Annotated in this window: 12 protein-coding genes; 8 read left to right on the top strand and 4 right to left on the bottom strand. The window is 65.2% G+C overall.

The window, feature by feature from the left end; all coding sequences use genetic code 11:
- The first annotated feature begins 85 nt into the window (after positions 1–85).
- On the top strand, positions 86–946 hold the full coding sequence (locus tag ACKI1H_RS17515) for a LysR substrate-binding domain-containing protein (RefSeq protein ID WP_440465757.1): 861 nt from the start codon (positions 86–88) through the stop codon (positions 944–946).
- A gap of 146 nt (positions 947–1092) precedes the next feature.
- Here the strand turns inward: ACKI1H_RS17515 and ACKI1H_RS17510 are convergent, their stop codons facing one another.
- Entirely contained in the window at positions 1093–1971 is an 879-nt protein-coding gene (locus tag ACKI1H_RS17510; protein ID WP_138522853.1) for a LysR substrate-binding domain-containing protein, read from the bottom strand.
- A 335-nt stretch (positions 1972–2306) separates the two neighbouring features.
- On the opposite strand from ACKI1H_RS17510, the gene ACKI1H_RS17505 reads away from it, so the two are divergent.
- The 7 genes from ACKI1H_RS17505 (at position 2307) to ACKI1H_RS17475 (ending at position 9797) form a co-directional block, all read left to right on the top strand.
- Positions 2307–3665, top strand: coding sequence for an MFS transporter (locus ACKI1H_RS17505; RefSeq protein WP_138522851.1), 1359 nt, complete (start codon positions 2307–2309; stop codon positions 3663–3665).
- Between the two features lie 170 nt (positions 3666–3835).
- Positions 3836–4357: an RNA polymerase sigma factor gene (locus ACKI1H_RS17500; RefSeq protein WP_138522849.1), complete on the top strand. Its 522-nt coding sequence runs from the start codon at positions 3836–3838 to the stop codon at positions 4355–4357.
- 107 nt (positions 4358–4464) lie between these two features.
- A complete protein-coding gene (locus ACKI1H_RS17495) occupies positions 4465–5388 on the top strand; it encodes a FecR family protein (RefSeq protein ID WP_440468881.1) in 924 nt (307 codons plus the stop codon).
- 121 nt (positions 5389–5509) lie between these two features.
- Positions 5510–8113, top strand: a complete 2604-nt coding sequence (locus tag ACKI1H_RS17490; RefSeq protein WP_440465756.1) for a TonB-dependent receptor — start codon at positions 5510–5512, stop codon at positions 8111–8113.
- Between the two features lie 227 nt (positions 8114–8340).
- Entirely contained in the window at positions 8341–8940 is a 600-nt protein-coding gene (locus ACKI1H_RS17485) for a biliverdin-producing heme oxygenase (protein ID WP_440465755.1), read from the top strand.
- A gap of 64 nt (positions 8941–9004) precedes the next feature.
- Positions 9005–9370 (top strand): YbaN family protein, encoded by a 366-nt coding sequence (locus ACKI1H_RS17480; RefSeq protein ID WP_280055861.1) that lies wholly within the window; start codon positions 9005–9007, stop codon positions 9368–9370.
- A 58-nt stretch (positions 9371–9428) separates the two neighbouring features.
- The gene (locus ACKI1H_RS17475; protein WP_138522841.1) at positions 9429–9797 is read left to right on the top strand and encodes a YajD family HNH nuclease; all 369 of its coding nucleotides are present in this window, start codon (positions 9429–9431) and stop codon (positions 9795–9797) included.
- A gap of 105 nt (positions 9798–9902) precedes the next feature.
- On the opposite strand, the gene ACKI1H_RS17470 is transcribed toward ACKI1H_RS17475, so the two are convergent.
- The 3 genes from ACKI1H_RS17470 to ACKI1H_RS17460 form a co-directional block, all read right to left on the bottom strand.
- Positions 9903–10901, bottom strand: coding sequence for an LLM class flavin-dependent oxidoreductase (locus tag ACKI1H_RS17470; protein WP_280055852.1), 999 nt, complete (start codon positions 10899–10901; stop codon positions 9903–9905).
- Between the two features lie 342 nt (positions 10902–11243).
- Positions 11244–11657, bottom strand: a complete 414-nt coding sequence (locus tag ACKI1H_RS17465) for an arsenate reductase ArsC (protein ID WP_138522837.1) — start codon at positions 11655–11657, stop codon at positions 11244–11246.
- 79 nt (positions 11658–11736) lie between these two features.
- A complete protein-coding gene (locus tag ACKI1H_RS17460; RefSeq protein WP_138522835.1) occupies positions 11737–12228 on the bottom strand; it encodes a DUF1543 domain-containing protein in 492 nt (163 codons plus the stop codon).
- Positions 12229–12353 lie beyond the last annotated feature (125 nt).

The raw sequence follows: 12353 nt of genomic DNA, 5'->3' as shown, positions 1-12353 counted from the left end.
CGTGGCCTGGGCATAACTTGCCGGCCGGGCAGATATCGTTCAAATTGTTTATCACGATGCACTGCATAAGCCGGACATATACCTCATGAACCTCTTCCAGCTCCGCGCCTTCGACGCCGTCGCCCGCGAACGCAGCTTCACCCGCGCCGCCGAGCGCCTGTTCATCAGCCAGCCGGCGGTGACCGGGCATGTGAAGGCGCTGGAGGAGCACTACCAGGTCAACCTGTTCCGCCGCACTGCGCGTGGTGTAGAGCTGACAGAAGATGGCGTACGCCTTTCGGCCATCAGTCGCACGCTGTTCGCCCTGGAAGAGGAAGCAGAGGCCATGCTCGACGCCAGCCGCGAGCTGGTGACCGGGCGTATCGAAGTGGCCGCCGACGGCCCACACCTGGTGATGCCGATGCTCGCCCGGTTGCGTGCACGCTACCCCGGCATCACCGTCAACCTGCGCCTGGGCAACGCGCAGGAAACCCTCGCCGCGCTGATGGACGAGCACGTCGATATCGCCGTGCTGACCGAGGTGGAGCCGCGCGCCGGGCTGTTCCTGCGCGAGCTGGTGGAGTCACGCATCTGCGCCCTGGTGCCAGCCAGCCATGCCTGGAGCGGGCACGCTGGCGAGCTGCCGCTGGGCGAGCTGGACCAGCAGATCATGGTGCTGCGCGAGCCCGATTCGATTACCCGCCGGACCTTCGATGCAGCCTGCTCGACGGCCTCGGTGGAGCCCCGCGTGCTGCTGGAACTGGACAGTCGCGAGGCGGTCACAGAAGCGGTGGCGGCGGAGCTGGGAATCGGCATCGTGTCATCACTGGAGGTCAGCCCGGACCCGCGGGTAAAGGCGATTCCGCTGAGCGGCGATGGGCTGCTCAACCGCCACGCCATCGGCTGCCTGGAACGGCGCCGGGGGTTGCGGGTGGTGAGTGCGTTCCTGGAGTTGGCGGAGGGCTGATAGTCATCGCCTGTGAATCGACTTTAGGAACGCCGCGCGCCGATATCCCCTGTAGGGCGTTATCCGCCGTCCTGGCGGATAACCCGTTCCGGGTTATTCGCCCTACAGGTGCCGACGGAACCTTCGGATGAATGCGAACAGCCGCCCTACTCCGTCGGTAAATCTTCCTTCACCAGATCGAGAAAGGTCGCCACGATCCGCCGCGTGCTCTGCTCACGCAGGCACACCAATGTCTCGCTCATGCGCCAGTGGCAGTCGAGGATCGGCAGCGCATGCACGCGCGCATCCGCACCCAGTTCAGCAGCCGAAACCACACCCACACCAATCCCCACTGCCACCGCTTCCAGCGATGCCTCGCGACCTTCCACTTCGATGGCTGGACGGATGCGCAGGCCGGCGCGGGCCATTTCCGCTTCGAGCATCTGCCGGGTCACCGAGCCCTGCTCGCGCAACACCAGCGGCGTGTCGTCGAGATCAGCCAGCTCGATGGATGCGCGCCCGGCCCACGGGTGACTGCGGCCGACGAAGGCAACGATGGGATCGCTGCGCAAGGTGAAGGTCAGCAGGCGCTCGTCCTGCACCTCGCGCCCCAGCAACGCCAGGTCCGCCTGGTAGTCGAACAGGCGCTGCAGGGATTCGTCGGTGTTGCCCGTCTCCAGCTTCACGCGGATGCCCGGATGGCGCTGGCAGAAGCGCGCGATCTGCGGCAACACATGCACCGGTGCATCCACCGCAAGGGTCAGGCTGCCGGTCTGCAGCGCGCTGGATTCCTGCAGCAGCTCTTGCGCCTCAGCCTCGATCACGAAAAGCCGCTGGGTCACCGCCAGCAAGCGTTCGCCCAGTTCGGTCAGGCGCACCGAACGCTTGTTGCGGTGGAACAACAACACGCCGTAGCGCTCCTCCAGCTTGCGCACCTGGTCGGACACCGCCGGCTGGGTGAGGAACAGGCGCTCGGCGGCGCGGGTGAAACTGCCGTGTACCGCGACGGCATGGAAGGCCTTGAGCTGGGCGTGGGAAACGGACATGGGCGCGCCTCTGCGGGAAGGTTCTGACCCGTCATCCGCCATCGGACAGAACACGACTGAAAGGTCATTCGCGCAGAACACTAGCGTCATGGCGCTCTGTCATACAAGCCCAGCTTATTTTTGAAATCTGATAAATCGATTTCAGTTATTTATTCGAAATTGTTTCCATCGCTCCACCGCCGCTTCTCAACACCTGCGAGGAACGGCGGCACAGAACAGCTGCAGCGATTCTGACCCGCACCGCAAAGACGGCGCGACGTGCTTCCAGAACAACAACAAGAAACAGGCGTTACTCACTGACTGCCGGCACAGCACAACAACAACGAGGTCAGACCATGCTCAACCCTCACGGCACCGCTTCGCCGCGCGCCTCCCTGGCGCGCTGGAAATGGCAGATCTTCGCCATCACCTGGCTGGCCTACGCGGCCTTCTACTTCACCCGCAAAGCCTTCTCGGTGGCCAAGCTCGGCATCGCCGAAGACCCGACCTTCCATCTCGACAAGATCGCGATGGCCAACCTCGACGCCATCTACCTCACGGCCTACGCCGTGGGCCAGTTCACCTGGGGCGTCTTCGCCGACCGCTACGGCCCGCGCGTGGTGGTGTTCGGCGGCCTGCTGATCTCCGCCGCTGCCGCCCTGGTCATGGGCAGCTTCGCCACCCTGCCGATCTTCGCCACCTGCATGGTGGTCCAGGGCCTGGCGCAATCCACCGGCTGGTCGGGGCTGTGCAAGAACATCGGCAGCTTCTTCGCCACCCATGAGCGCGGCCGGGTGCTCGGGCTGTGGAGCACCTGTTACGCCTTCGGCGGGCTGGTCGCCTCGCCCTTCGCCGGCTGGTGGGCCTATGAAGTATTCGGCACCTGGCATGCTGCGTTCTACTCCACCGCCGCTGTGGTCGGCGCCGTCGCCATCCTGTTCCTGCTGCTGCAACGCAACCGCCCGCAGGACGTCGGCCTGCCGCCGGTGGAAGCCGATGTGCAGCAGCCCGAGGCGGTGAACTACGCCGGCTTCAAGCACGAGGGCGAGAACGGCAAGTCCCTGCGCATCCTCGGCAAGGTGTTGCGCAATCGCACCGTGCTGACCCTGGGCCTTGCCTACTTCCTGCTCAAGCCGGCGCGCTACGCGATCCTGCTTTGGGGCCCGGTGATCGTCTACGAACGCATGCCGGGGCTGGGCAAGGTCGGCGCGGCAATCCTGCCGTCGGCCTTCGAAGTCGCCGGGTTGCTCGGTCCGATCCTGATCGGCTACGCCTCGGACCGCATCTTCGGCGCGCGGCGCATGCCGGCCTGCGTGATCAGCCTGCTCGGCCTGACGGTGTGCCTGGCGCTGTTCGTCCCGGCCATGCAGACCGGCAGCAGCCTGTTGGTACTGGCCCTGCTGTTCATGATGGGCCTGACCCTGTACGGACCGGACTCCATGATCAGCGGCGCCGCTGCCGTGGACTTCGGCACCGGCGAAGCAGCCGGCACGGCAGCAGGTTTCGTCAACGGCTGCGGTTCCATCGGCGCGATCCTCGGTGGTCTGCTGCCGGGCTACTTCGACACCTACACCGTGTTCATCGGTTTCACCGTCACCGCGCTGATCGCCGCCGGCATCCTGATCCCGCACTGGAACAGCCGTCCGGAAGCGGCCAACCAGGCACACTCCGGCAACGACGAACCCCGCCTGAACGCACGCCCCGTGCGCTCCTGAGTCCCGCTTGCCCCTCACCAGCCGGCTGAGGGAATGGGCGAGGCGCCCCGCGCGCCTCGCCCTTTTTTCATTTCCCCTTACACCAGCGGAACCACGGATGGGCTTGTGCCATCAGTCGCAGCTGAATAACATTGATTATCATTTGAAAATTATTCCTGCTGGACGCCCTTGTGAGCACTTCCAACCTCGACGCGGTCTTTCTGGCCCAGCGCCTGCCGCTGCTGCGCACGCTCGTTCGGATGGTGAAGAACCCGAGCATCGCCGAAGACCTGGTGCAGGAAACCTACCTGCGCGTCGCCCGCACCCTGCTCGAACGCCGCATCGATCACCTGGAACCCTTCCTCTTCCAGACCGGCCGAAACCTCGCCCTGGACCACCTGCGCCACTTGCGCATGCAGTCGCGGACCATGCTCGAGGACGTGCCTTTCGATGTGGTGCAGGCTGTGCCGGCGCCGGGCTCCAGCGCCGAAGACCAGTTGCACGCGGAGAAACTGCTCGAACGCCTGGGTGCCACCCTCGAAGAACTCAGCGAGCGCCAGCAGCGCATCTTCATCCTCAGCCGCCTGCATGGCTGCGGCTACGCGGAGATCGCCGAGCAGCTCGATGTTTCGGCCAGCACGGTGCAGAAGGAACTGAAACTGATCATGGCAATCTGTGTCGGACTGGTCAGCCGCCTTGAGGAAACGGTATGACGGACTACCGTTCGCCGGCCGATTCGACAACAATGCGCGGCTCACCCTCTCAGCACCGCCCCGAGGATCGCCCCTTGCCCCACGCCGCCCCACCCGACGACCAGCAGATGGCCGAAGCCCTCGACTGGCTGATCCTCGAGGACGACATGGACGCCGCCACCCGCGCGCGCTTCGATGCCTGGCTCGCTGCCAGCGAAGGCAACGCACGGGCGTACCAGCGCGTACGTGATGCGTGGCAATCGCCACTGCTGCCGGTCGCTGCCGCGCGCCTGGAGCGCAAGCGGGGGCAGGCCATGGTTCAGCCACTGCGTCGCCAGCACCGTTTCTGGAAGCCGGTCGCCACGGCCGCGGCGCTGGTGCTCGCCATCGGTATCATGGTTCAGGGCGACCTGCTGACGCGCCTGCGCGCCGACCATCTGACCGCCGTGGGCGAACGGCAGAAAGTCCAGTTGGCCGATGGATCGAACGTGCTGCTCAATACCGACACCGCGTTCTCCAGCCGGGTCGATGACCAGCAGCGCGTCGCCCGCCTCTACCGCGGCGAAGCCTTCTTCGACGTTGCCCACGACCGCAGCCGCCCGTTCGAGGTGGAAGCCGGGCCGGTGCAGGTCACCGTGCGCGGCACGGCGTTCGCCGTGCGCTACCTGGGCAACGAGGCGGAAGTCAGCGTGCAGCGCGGAGAGGTGGACCTGCGCACGCGCCTGGACGACGCCCGCGTCAGCCTTGGCGCTGGCGACAGCATCCGCGTCGGCCCGCAAGGTTTCGGCGAACGCCAGCACGGCACCGAGGCCGAATCCCAACTGGCCTGGGTGAAGGGCCGCATGGTGTTCGAGAACTGCCCGATGAGCCAGGTGTTGGCCGAGTTGCGCCGTTACTACCCCGGCTGGATCGTGAACACCAACGAGCGCCTGGACAACGTCAGCGTCACCGGCAACTGGCGCCTGGACGACCCGCTGGGCGTGGCCCGCTCGCTGGCCCAGATCACCTCCGCCGAGCTGCACGAATACCCGAAACTGCTGATCCTCAACTGATCGCCTTCCAGCACGGAAAATATTTTTACGCGATTCGAAAGGCTCGTTCGTTTAGTCAGAAGCCAATGCAATAGATTCGCATTTACGAATGCGAACAAAGACTGACTAAGAGAGCCCTTCGATGACCATTGCTTCTTCGCGTGCCCCTCTGCGCCGGCTGTCCGCGCCGGCCAGCATCTCGCTGCTCGCCCTGTCCATCGGCCTCGCCAGCCTCCCGGCCACTTCCGCCCTCGCGGCCGAAGCCAGCCAGACCCAGGCCGGCTACAGCTTCGATATCGCCCGTCAGCCGCTGCCCCAGGCACTGAACCAGTTCAGCGCGGTGACAGGCTGGCAGGTAGGCGTTGCCGGCGACCTGGCCGACGGCGTGGTATCTCCGGGTGTCAGCGGCCGCCTACCGGCGGAGCGCGCGTTGAAGACCCTGCTCGGCGGCACCGGCCTCACCGTGCGCCAGCTCGGGCCGCGCAACGTGGTGCTGGAGCGCAACCTGTCCTCGGTCTCCGAGATGCAGCCGCTCACCGTCACCGCTACCCGCCAGGCGCAGAGCGTCACCTCGGTGCCCTCCACGGTGAACGTCGTCGGCCGCGAAGAGCTGGACCGCAAGAACGTCAACACCATCAAGGAACTGGTGCGCGACATGCCCGGCGTCTCCGTCGGCGGCACCGGCAACCGTGCCGGCATCACCGGCTACAACATCCGCGGCATCGACGGCGACCGCGTGCTGACGCAGGTGGACGGCGTCGAGATTCCCAACAGTTTCTTCAATGGCCCGTACGCGCAGACCGAGCGCAACTACGTCGACCCGGAAATCGTCAAGCGCGTGGAAATTCTCCGTGGTCCGGCTTCGGCCCTGTACGGCAGCAACGCCATCGGTGGCGCGGTGAGCTACTTCACCCTCGACCCGGACGACATCATCAAGGACGGCCAGGATGTCGGCGCGCGCCTGAAGACCGGCTACAGCTCCGCGGATGACAGCTGGCTGACTTCCGCCACCGTCGCCGGCCGCCACGACGACTTCGACGGCCTGCTGCACCTGAGCCAACGCAACGGCCATGAGACCGAGTCCTACGGCAGCCACGGCGGCACCGGCCTGTCGCGCACCGAAGCCAACCCGGAAGATGTGCGCACCACCAACGTGCTGGCCAAGCTGGGTTGGAACTACGCCGAAGGCAGCCGCTTCGGCCTGGTCTACGAGAAGTACAAGGACGACGTCGATACCGACCAGAAGAGCGCCTACGGCGGCCCGTACTTCAATGGCGCGCCGACCATCCCCGACTCCGTACTGCCCGGCGGCATGTACCAGTGGCGTACCGGCAACGACACCATCACCCGCGAACGCTACGGCCTGGAACACCAGATGCTGCTGGACAGCGCGGTGGCCGATCACCTGAAGTGGACCTTCAACTACCAGATCGCCAAGACCGACCAGAGCACCGACGAGTTCTACTACCCCATCACCCGGCAGATACTGCGCACCCGCGAGACCCAGTACAAGGAACGCCAGTGGGTGCTCGACCTGCAGATGGACAAGGCCTTCGCCCTGGGCGACACCGACCACCTGCTGACCTACGGCACCACCCTAAAGCGCCAGAAAGTCACCGGCTACCGTGAAGGCGGCGCCACCTGCCTGGCCGTCAGCCGCACCTGCCCCACCATTGGCGGCCCGAGCACCGTGGCCAGCGACCAACTGGCGCGCAGCAGCGACTTTCCCGATCCAACCATCGACACCTATGCCCTCTTCGCCCAGGACGAGATCCGCTGGAACGACTGGACCTTCCTGCCCGGCCTGCGCTATGACCACACCCGCCTGAAGCCGCACGTCACCGAAGAATTCCTCAACACCGTCGACCAGAGCGGCGATGGCGAAGTGAGCAGCGAAAGCAAGACCTGGCACCAGCTCTCGCCCAAGCTCGGCGTGACCTACGCGTTCAACGACAACTACCTGTGGTACGGCCAGTACGCCCAGGGCTTCCGCACCCCGACCGCCAAGGCGCTGTACGGCCGCTTCGACAACCCCACCAGCGGCTACCGCGTGGAGCCCAACCCGGACCTGGACCCGGAACGCAGCCAGAGCTACGAGACCGGCCTGCGCGGCAACTTCGAGGAAGGCTCGTTCGACGTCGCGGTCTTCTATAACAAGTACCGCGACTTCATCAACGAAGATGCCATCACCCCCGGCTACGATGAACCGACCTTCACCAGCAACAACATCAAGCACGCCATCATCAAGGGCGTGGAGCTGAAGGGCCGCCTGGAACTGGGTGCCTTCGGCGCACCACAAGGCCTCTACACCAAGGGCTCGGTGGCCTACGCCTACGGCCGCAACAAGGACACCGGCGAGCCGATCAACAGCGTCAACCCGCTCACCGGCGTATTCGGCCTGGGCTACGACGAGCAGGCCGGCCGCTACGGCGCCCTGCTCGACTGGACCCTCGTCAAGCGCAAGAACCGCGTGGACGACAGCCAGTTCAACGCCCCGGACGGCACCAGCAGCCAGTTCAAGACCCCGGGCTTCGGCATCCTCGACCTGACCGGCTACTACAAGCTGACCGACGACCTGACCCTCAACGCCGGCCTGTACAACCTCACCGACAAGAAGTACTGGCTGTGGGATGACGTGCGCGGCTACGACGGTGTCGGCGAAGCCTCGGTACTGGCCCCGGCCAACCTCGACCGCCTGACCCAGCCGGGCCGCAACTTCGCGATCAACCTGGTGTGGGATATCTGATGCACTGACTGGCACGGGATTGCTGATGAACCCCGTGCCAACTCTGTTCGCGAGCAAGGACTAGGCGTCCCCCTCGGTCCTACGAAGAGCATCAAACCCTGTAGGAGCGAGCTTGCTCGCGAACCCGCTTCGATCCGGCATCACCCATTGAACACCCGACAATCTTTACGCTTTCCCAACGCTGATTCGTCTCGTCTGTAAAGCCCTGTAATTTCAAGGAATTGGACATGACCACCCTGGAACTCCCCACCCTGCGCTCGCAGCGCCTGAACGCGCTGACCCACGCCCCCCACGAGCGTCTCGACCACGCTGTGAAGGCCCGCGAGCCCTTCTCCAGCCGCGAGCGTTTCGCCCGCTTCGTGGTCGCCCAGTACCTGTTCCAGTCCGAGTTGCAGGCCCTGTACCAGGACGCCGAGCTGGGCAAGATCTTCCCTGACCTGCCCCAACGCTGCCGCGCCGAACAGGCCCGCCTGGACCTGGCCGACCTCGACACCGAAGTGCCCGCCCCGGTTGCCGGCGCCGTCGATAAACCGAGCCTGGCCCATGCCCTGGGCTGGCTGTTCGTTTCCGAAGGCTCCAAGCTCGGCGCTGCCTTCCTGATCAAGCGCGTCGCCGCGATGGGCCTGGACGAGAACACTGGCGCGCGCCACCTGGGCGAGCCCGAAGGCGGCCGTGCCGAGGGTTGGAAACGCTTCACCCGTACCCTCGACGCCCTGGAGCTGAGCGAGGCCGAAGAGCGTGAAGCCGAAGCCGGCGCCATCGCTGCTTTCGAGCGCTTCTCCCACCTGCTGCAACACAGCTACGACAGTGCTCCCGCCGCCGTCTGACGCTCTCGAGCGCGCGCCTGCCAATGCGGCGCGCGCCAATCCCTTCGGCCCCGCGCGTTCGCGGCTGGCCCGACTGGCGTTTGCGTTGCTGGCTTATACCAGCCTCGGAGTAGGTATGGTGGGATTGGTGGTGCCGGGGTTGCCGACCACCGAGTTCGTCCTGCTCGCCGCCTGGGCCGCGTCGAAGAGTTCTCCGCGGCTGTCTGCCTGGCTGGAGAACCACCGGCTGTTCGGACCCATCCTGCACAACTGGCGCAACGGCCGCGCCGTCGCCCGCCGCGCCAAGATCAGCGCCAGCCTGGCGATGCTCGCCGCCCTGGCGATCATGCTGATCACCCTGCCCCACGGCCTCTGGCTGTACGCGGTGATCCTCGGCATGGCGGTTGGCAATCTGTGGATCTGGTCGCGCCCGGACATGCCCCGGCCGTAGCCAGCGCGCAGTAGCGGACTTATGCTGAAGGTCCGATTCCGCACCTCTGCCACGAGCCATGAACCAGCCCACCAGTAAAGTCGATGCCGTCCTCGCCGAAGCCCAGCGCCGCCGCGAAACCAGCTACCGCGAAAAAGCCCTGAAGATGTACCCCTGGATCTGCGGCCGCTGCGCTCGCGAGTTCAGCGGCGTGCGCCTGCGCGAGCTGACCGTCCACCACCGTGACCACAACCACGACAACAACCCCGAGGATGGCTCCAACTGGGAACTGCTGTGCCTGTTCTGCCACGACAACGAACACCAGCGGCAGGTCGACCTGCATTACCAGAACAGCAACGATGCAGGCGCAAAAGGGCCGAAGGTCACCCACAAGGGGCTGGCCGGGCTGGCGGACCTGCTGAAGAAGAAGGACGACGAGCAGGCCTGAGGCGCTGCCCTTGCGTAGGATGGCTGGAGCCTGCGATAACCATCAGCCGTTTCCGAACGATTGCGATGGGTATCGCTTCGCTCCACACCATCCTACGAAGAACGTCTATCCACGCAGGCCGGCAACGATCTCCAGCGAGCGCAGGCGCAGCTCATGGTCGTAGATGTCGCTGGTGAAGATGATCTCGTCCACGCCGGTCTGCTCCAGCAGGATTTCCAGACGGCTGCGCACCTTTTCCGGACCGCCGATCACCGCCAGGCCGAAGAAATTGCCCACGGCATCCTGCTCATGGGGCAGCCACAGGCCAGCCATGCTCTTCACGGGCGGCTTTTGCTTGAGGCTGTCGCCACGGATCAGCGCCAGCACACGCTGGAAGGCGGTGGTCGCCAGGTATTCGGCTTCCTCGTCGGTCGGCGCGGCTACCAGCGGCACGCCAATCATGGCATAGGGCTTGTCGAGCACCGCCGAGGGCTGGAAGTTCTCGCGGTAGATGCGTAGCGCGTCGTGCAGGTAGCGCGGCGCGAAGTGCGAGGCGAAGGCGTAGGGCAGGCCCTTCTGCGCCGCCAGATGCGCACTGAACAGGCTGGAGCCCAGAAGCCAGATCGGCACGTTGGTGCCCTCCCCCGGAATCGCCAGCAGCGACTGCTGGGAACGGCGCGGGCCGAGGAGCATTTCCAGCTCGGCAACCTGCTCGGGGAAGTCTGCGCCATCGCCCAGTCGATCACGACGCAGCGCGCGCATGGTCGCCTGGTCAGCGCCGGGCGCGCGGCCCAGGCCCAGATCGATGCGGCCAGGATAAAGTGTTTCCAGGGTACCGAAGTTCTCCGCCACCACCAGCGGTGGGTGGTTGGGCAGCATCACCCCACCGGAGCCGACGCGGATGCGCTCGGTCTTGCCGGCGATGTGGCCGATCAGTACGGCGGTGGCCGAACTGGCGATGCCGTCCATGTTGTGGTGCTCCGCCAGCCAGTAGCGGGTAAAGCCCAGGCGCTCGACGTGCCGGGCAACTGCAACGGCATTGTTCAACGCCTCGGCGGCAGTGCCCTGGTCGCGCACGGGCACCAGGTCGAGCATGGAGAAGGCAATATCTGACAGGGACTTCATAGGCACTCCGATTCGGGTCACGCAGGCGCCAGCATGCAACGCCGCGGACATGACTTTGAGCGTGACTCTAGCGAGGCCCTCCCCGCCTGACCACTTGTCGGGATCGATAGTGCTCATGCCGCCGAGTGATAAAGGGTTGCCTACCCATTGCCATCACCTGTTCACGAGGCGGTCACCGCTCTGTCATGCGGGGCGGCCAGAATGCCCTTGCGCTGAAGGACCAGCGCCCCATCTCTACAGGAATCCGCCGCCAATCCTCCCCAGGCAACGGCGAATCCTGTGGCCTACAAAGCAAAAAGCCCGCCTCCATGCGGGCTTTTTGCTTTGTCATCGCCGGAAACCTCAGTCGCGGTTCTTCACCATTTCGAAGAGTTTCAGGCGGTCGCTGATTTCCTGCAGGGTGTGGCGGAACGGGTCGTGCTGCTCGCTGTGAGCCGGGTCGACGAAGTTCCACACGATCACCTCGCTGGAAGTCGGCAGCTCGTCGCCCTCGTCGGTGGACTTGTCGCACAGGTCGATCAGGTAATCGAAATGCTGGCCGCGGAATTCGTCGATGGACTTGCTGCGCAGGCCTTCGACGGAGATCCCGGCGTGCTCCAGTACGTTGCGCGCGCGGGGGTCGATGGCGGTCGGACGGATACCCGCGCTGAAGGCTTCGAAGTGCTCGCCATCGGTGTGCCGCAGCAGCGCCTCGGCCATCGGCGAGCGGGCGTCATTGGCGACGCAGACGAACAGGACTCGGCGTTTCTCGGTCATCTTTACCTCGGCACGGGGTCGGCAATGCGCCCCTTATACGTCAGGCTTTATGACAGGGCCGTGTCAGTACCATGAAGGCTCACAACACGATGTAGTCGCTGCGCTGCACGATGCCGCGGCTCTCGCCCTCCACCAGGTGCACGTAGCGCCCGCCGACCTGGTCGATGGCGATGCAGTCGTCGACGTCGATCACCGCGTCGGTGTGCGCCTTGTCCCAGCTGCGCGGCATGCGGCGCTTGGCGCGTACCTTCGCGTCGGCGGCGTCGCGCGCGGCCACCAGCACATATTGGTGCGCCTCGCCGAAACTGCCCAGCTCGTAGCCGCCCAGGTTGACGAAGAACAGCCGCTGCTCGCCCGGAGCCGGCATCGCCTCGCTGAACTCGACACGATAGGCCTCGACGCCATCCACCTCCAGCCAGGAGTCGATGTGCAGGCCGTCCGGGCTGCCGAACCAGGCCTCGCGCAGTTGCGCATAAGTGGACTTCAGGTTGTCGCCGATGACGAAGGCGACATCGTGGACTTCGATCCGGGCACGCGGATGGCGTCCGCCCAGCATGACTACGAACAGCATTTCAGGCCCTTCCCAGGTTTCAGACTGGCTCTGACAGATTCGTCATATGGCAGGTTCAATCTACTGGCGGATAAATGGCCATCCGCCAGTGCGTCCAGTGGGTGGGCAATCGCTATATAGAAAGT

Source organism: Pseudomonas sp. YH-1 (assembly GCF_051990045.1).
Taxonomy (GTDB): domain Bacteria; phylum Pseudomonadota; class Gammaproteobacteria; order Pseudomonadales; family Pseudomonadaceae; genus Pseudomonas; species Pseudomonas nicosulfuronedens.
This window is presented reverse-complemented; position numbering and strand designations above follow the sequence as displayed.

What these genes read in the sequence shown, in the direction of transcription:
- ACKI1H_RS17460 (WP_138522835.1), bottom strand. Translation starts at nt 12,228, where the DNA reads ATGCTGTTCGTAGTCATGCTGGGCGGACGCCATCCGCGTGCCCGGATC.
- ACKI1H_RS17505 (WP_138522851.1), top strand. Translation starts at nt 2,307, where the DNA reads ATGCTCAACCCTCACGGCACCGCTTCGCCGCGCGCCTCCCTGGCGCGC.
- ACKI1H_RS17495 (WP_440468881.1), top strand. Translation starts at nt 4,465, where the DNA reads ATGGCCGAAGCCCTCGACTGGCTGATCCTCGAGGACGACATGGACGCC.
- ACKI1H_RS17475 (WP_138522841.1), top strand. Translation starts at nt 9,429, where the DNA reads ATGAACCAGCCCACCAGTAAAGTCGATGCCGTCCTCGCCGAAGCCCAG.
- ACKI1H_RS17510 (WP_138522853.1), bottom strand. Translation starts at nt 1,971, where the DNA reads ATGTCCGTTTCCCACGCCCAGCTCAAGGCCTTCCATGCCGTCGCGGTA.
- ACKI1H_RS17485 (WP_440465755.1), top strand. Translation starts at nt 8,341, where the DNA reads ATGACCACCCTGGAACTCCCCACCCTGCGCTCGCAGCGCCTGAACGCG.
- ACKI1H_RS17515 (WP_440465757.1), top strand. Translation starts at nt 86, where the DNA reads ATGAACCTCTTCCAGCTCCGCGCCTTCGACGCCGTCGCCCGCGAACGC.
- ACKI1H_RS17490 (WP_440465756.1), top strand. Translation starts at nt 5,510, where the DNA reads ATGACCATTGCTTCTTCGCGTGCCCCTCTGCGCCGGCTGTCCGCGCCG.
- ACKI1H_RS17470 (WP_280055852.1), bottom strand. Translation starts at nt 10,901, where the DNA reads ATGAAGTCCCTGTCAGATATTGCCTTCTCCATGCTCGACCTGGTGCCC.
- ACKI1H_RS17465 (WP_138522837.1), bottom strand. Translation starts at nt 11,657, where the DNA reads ATGACCGAGAAACGCCGAGTCCTGTTCGTCTGCGTCGCCAATGACGCC.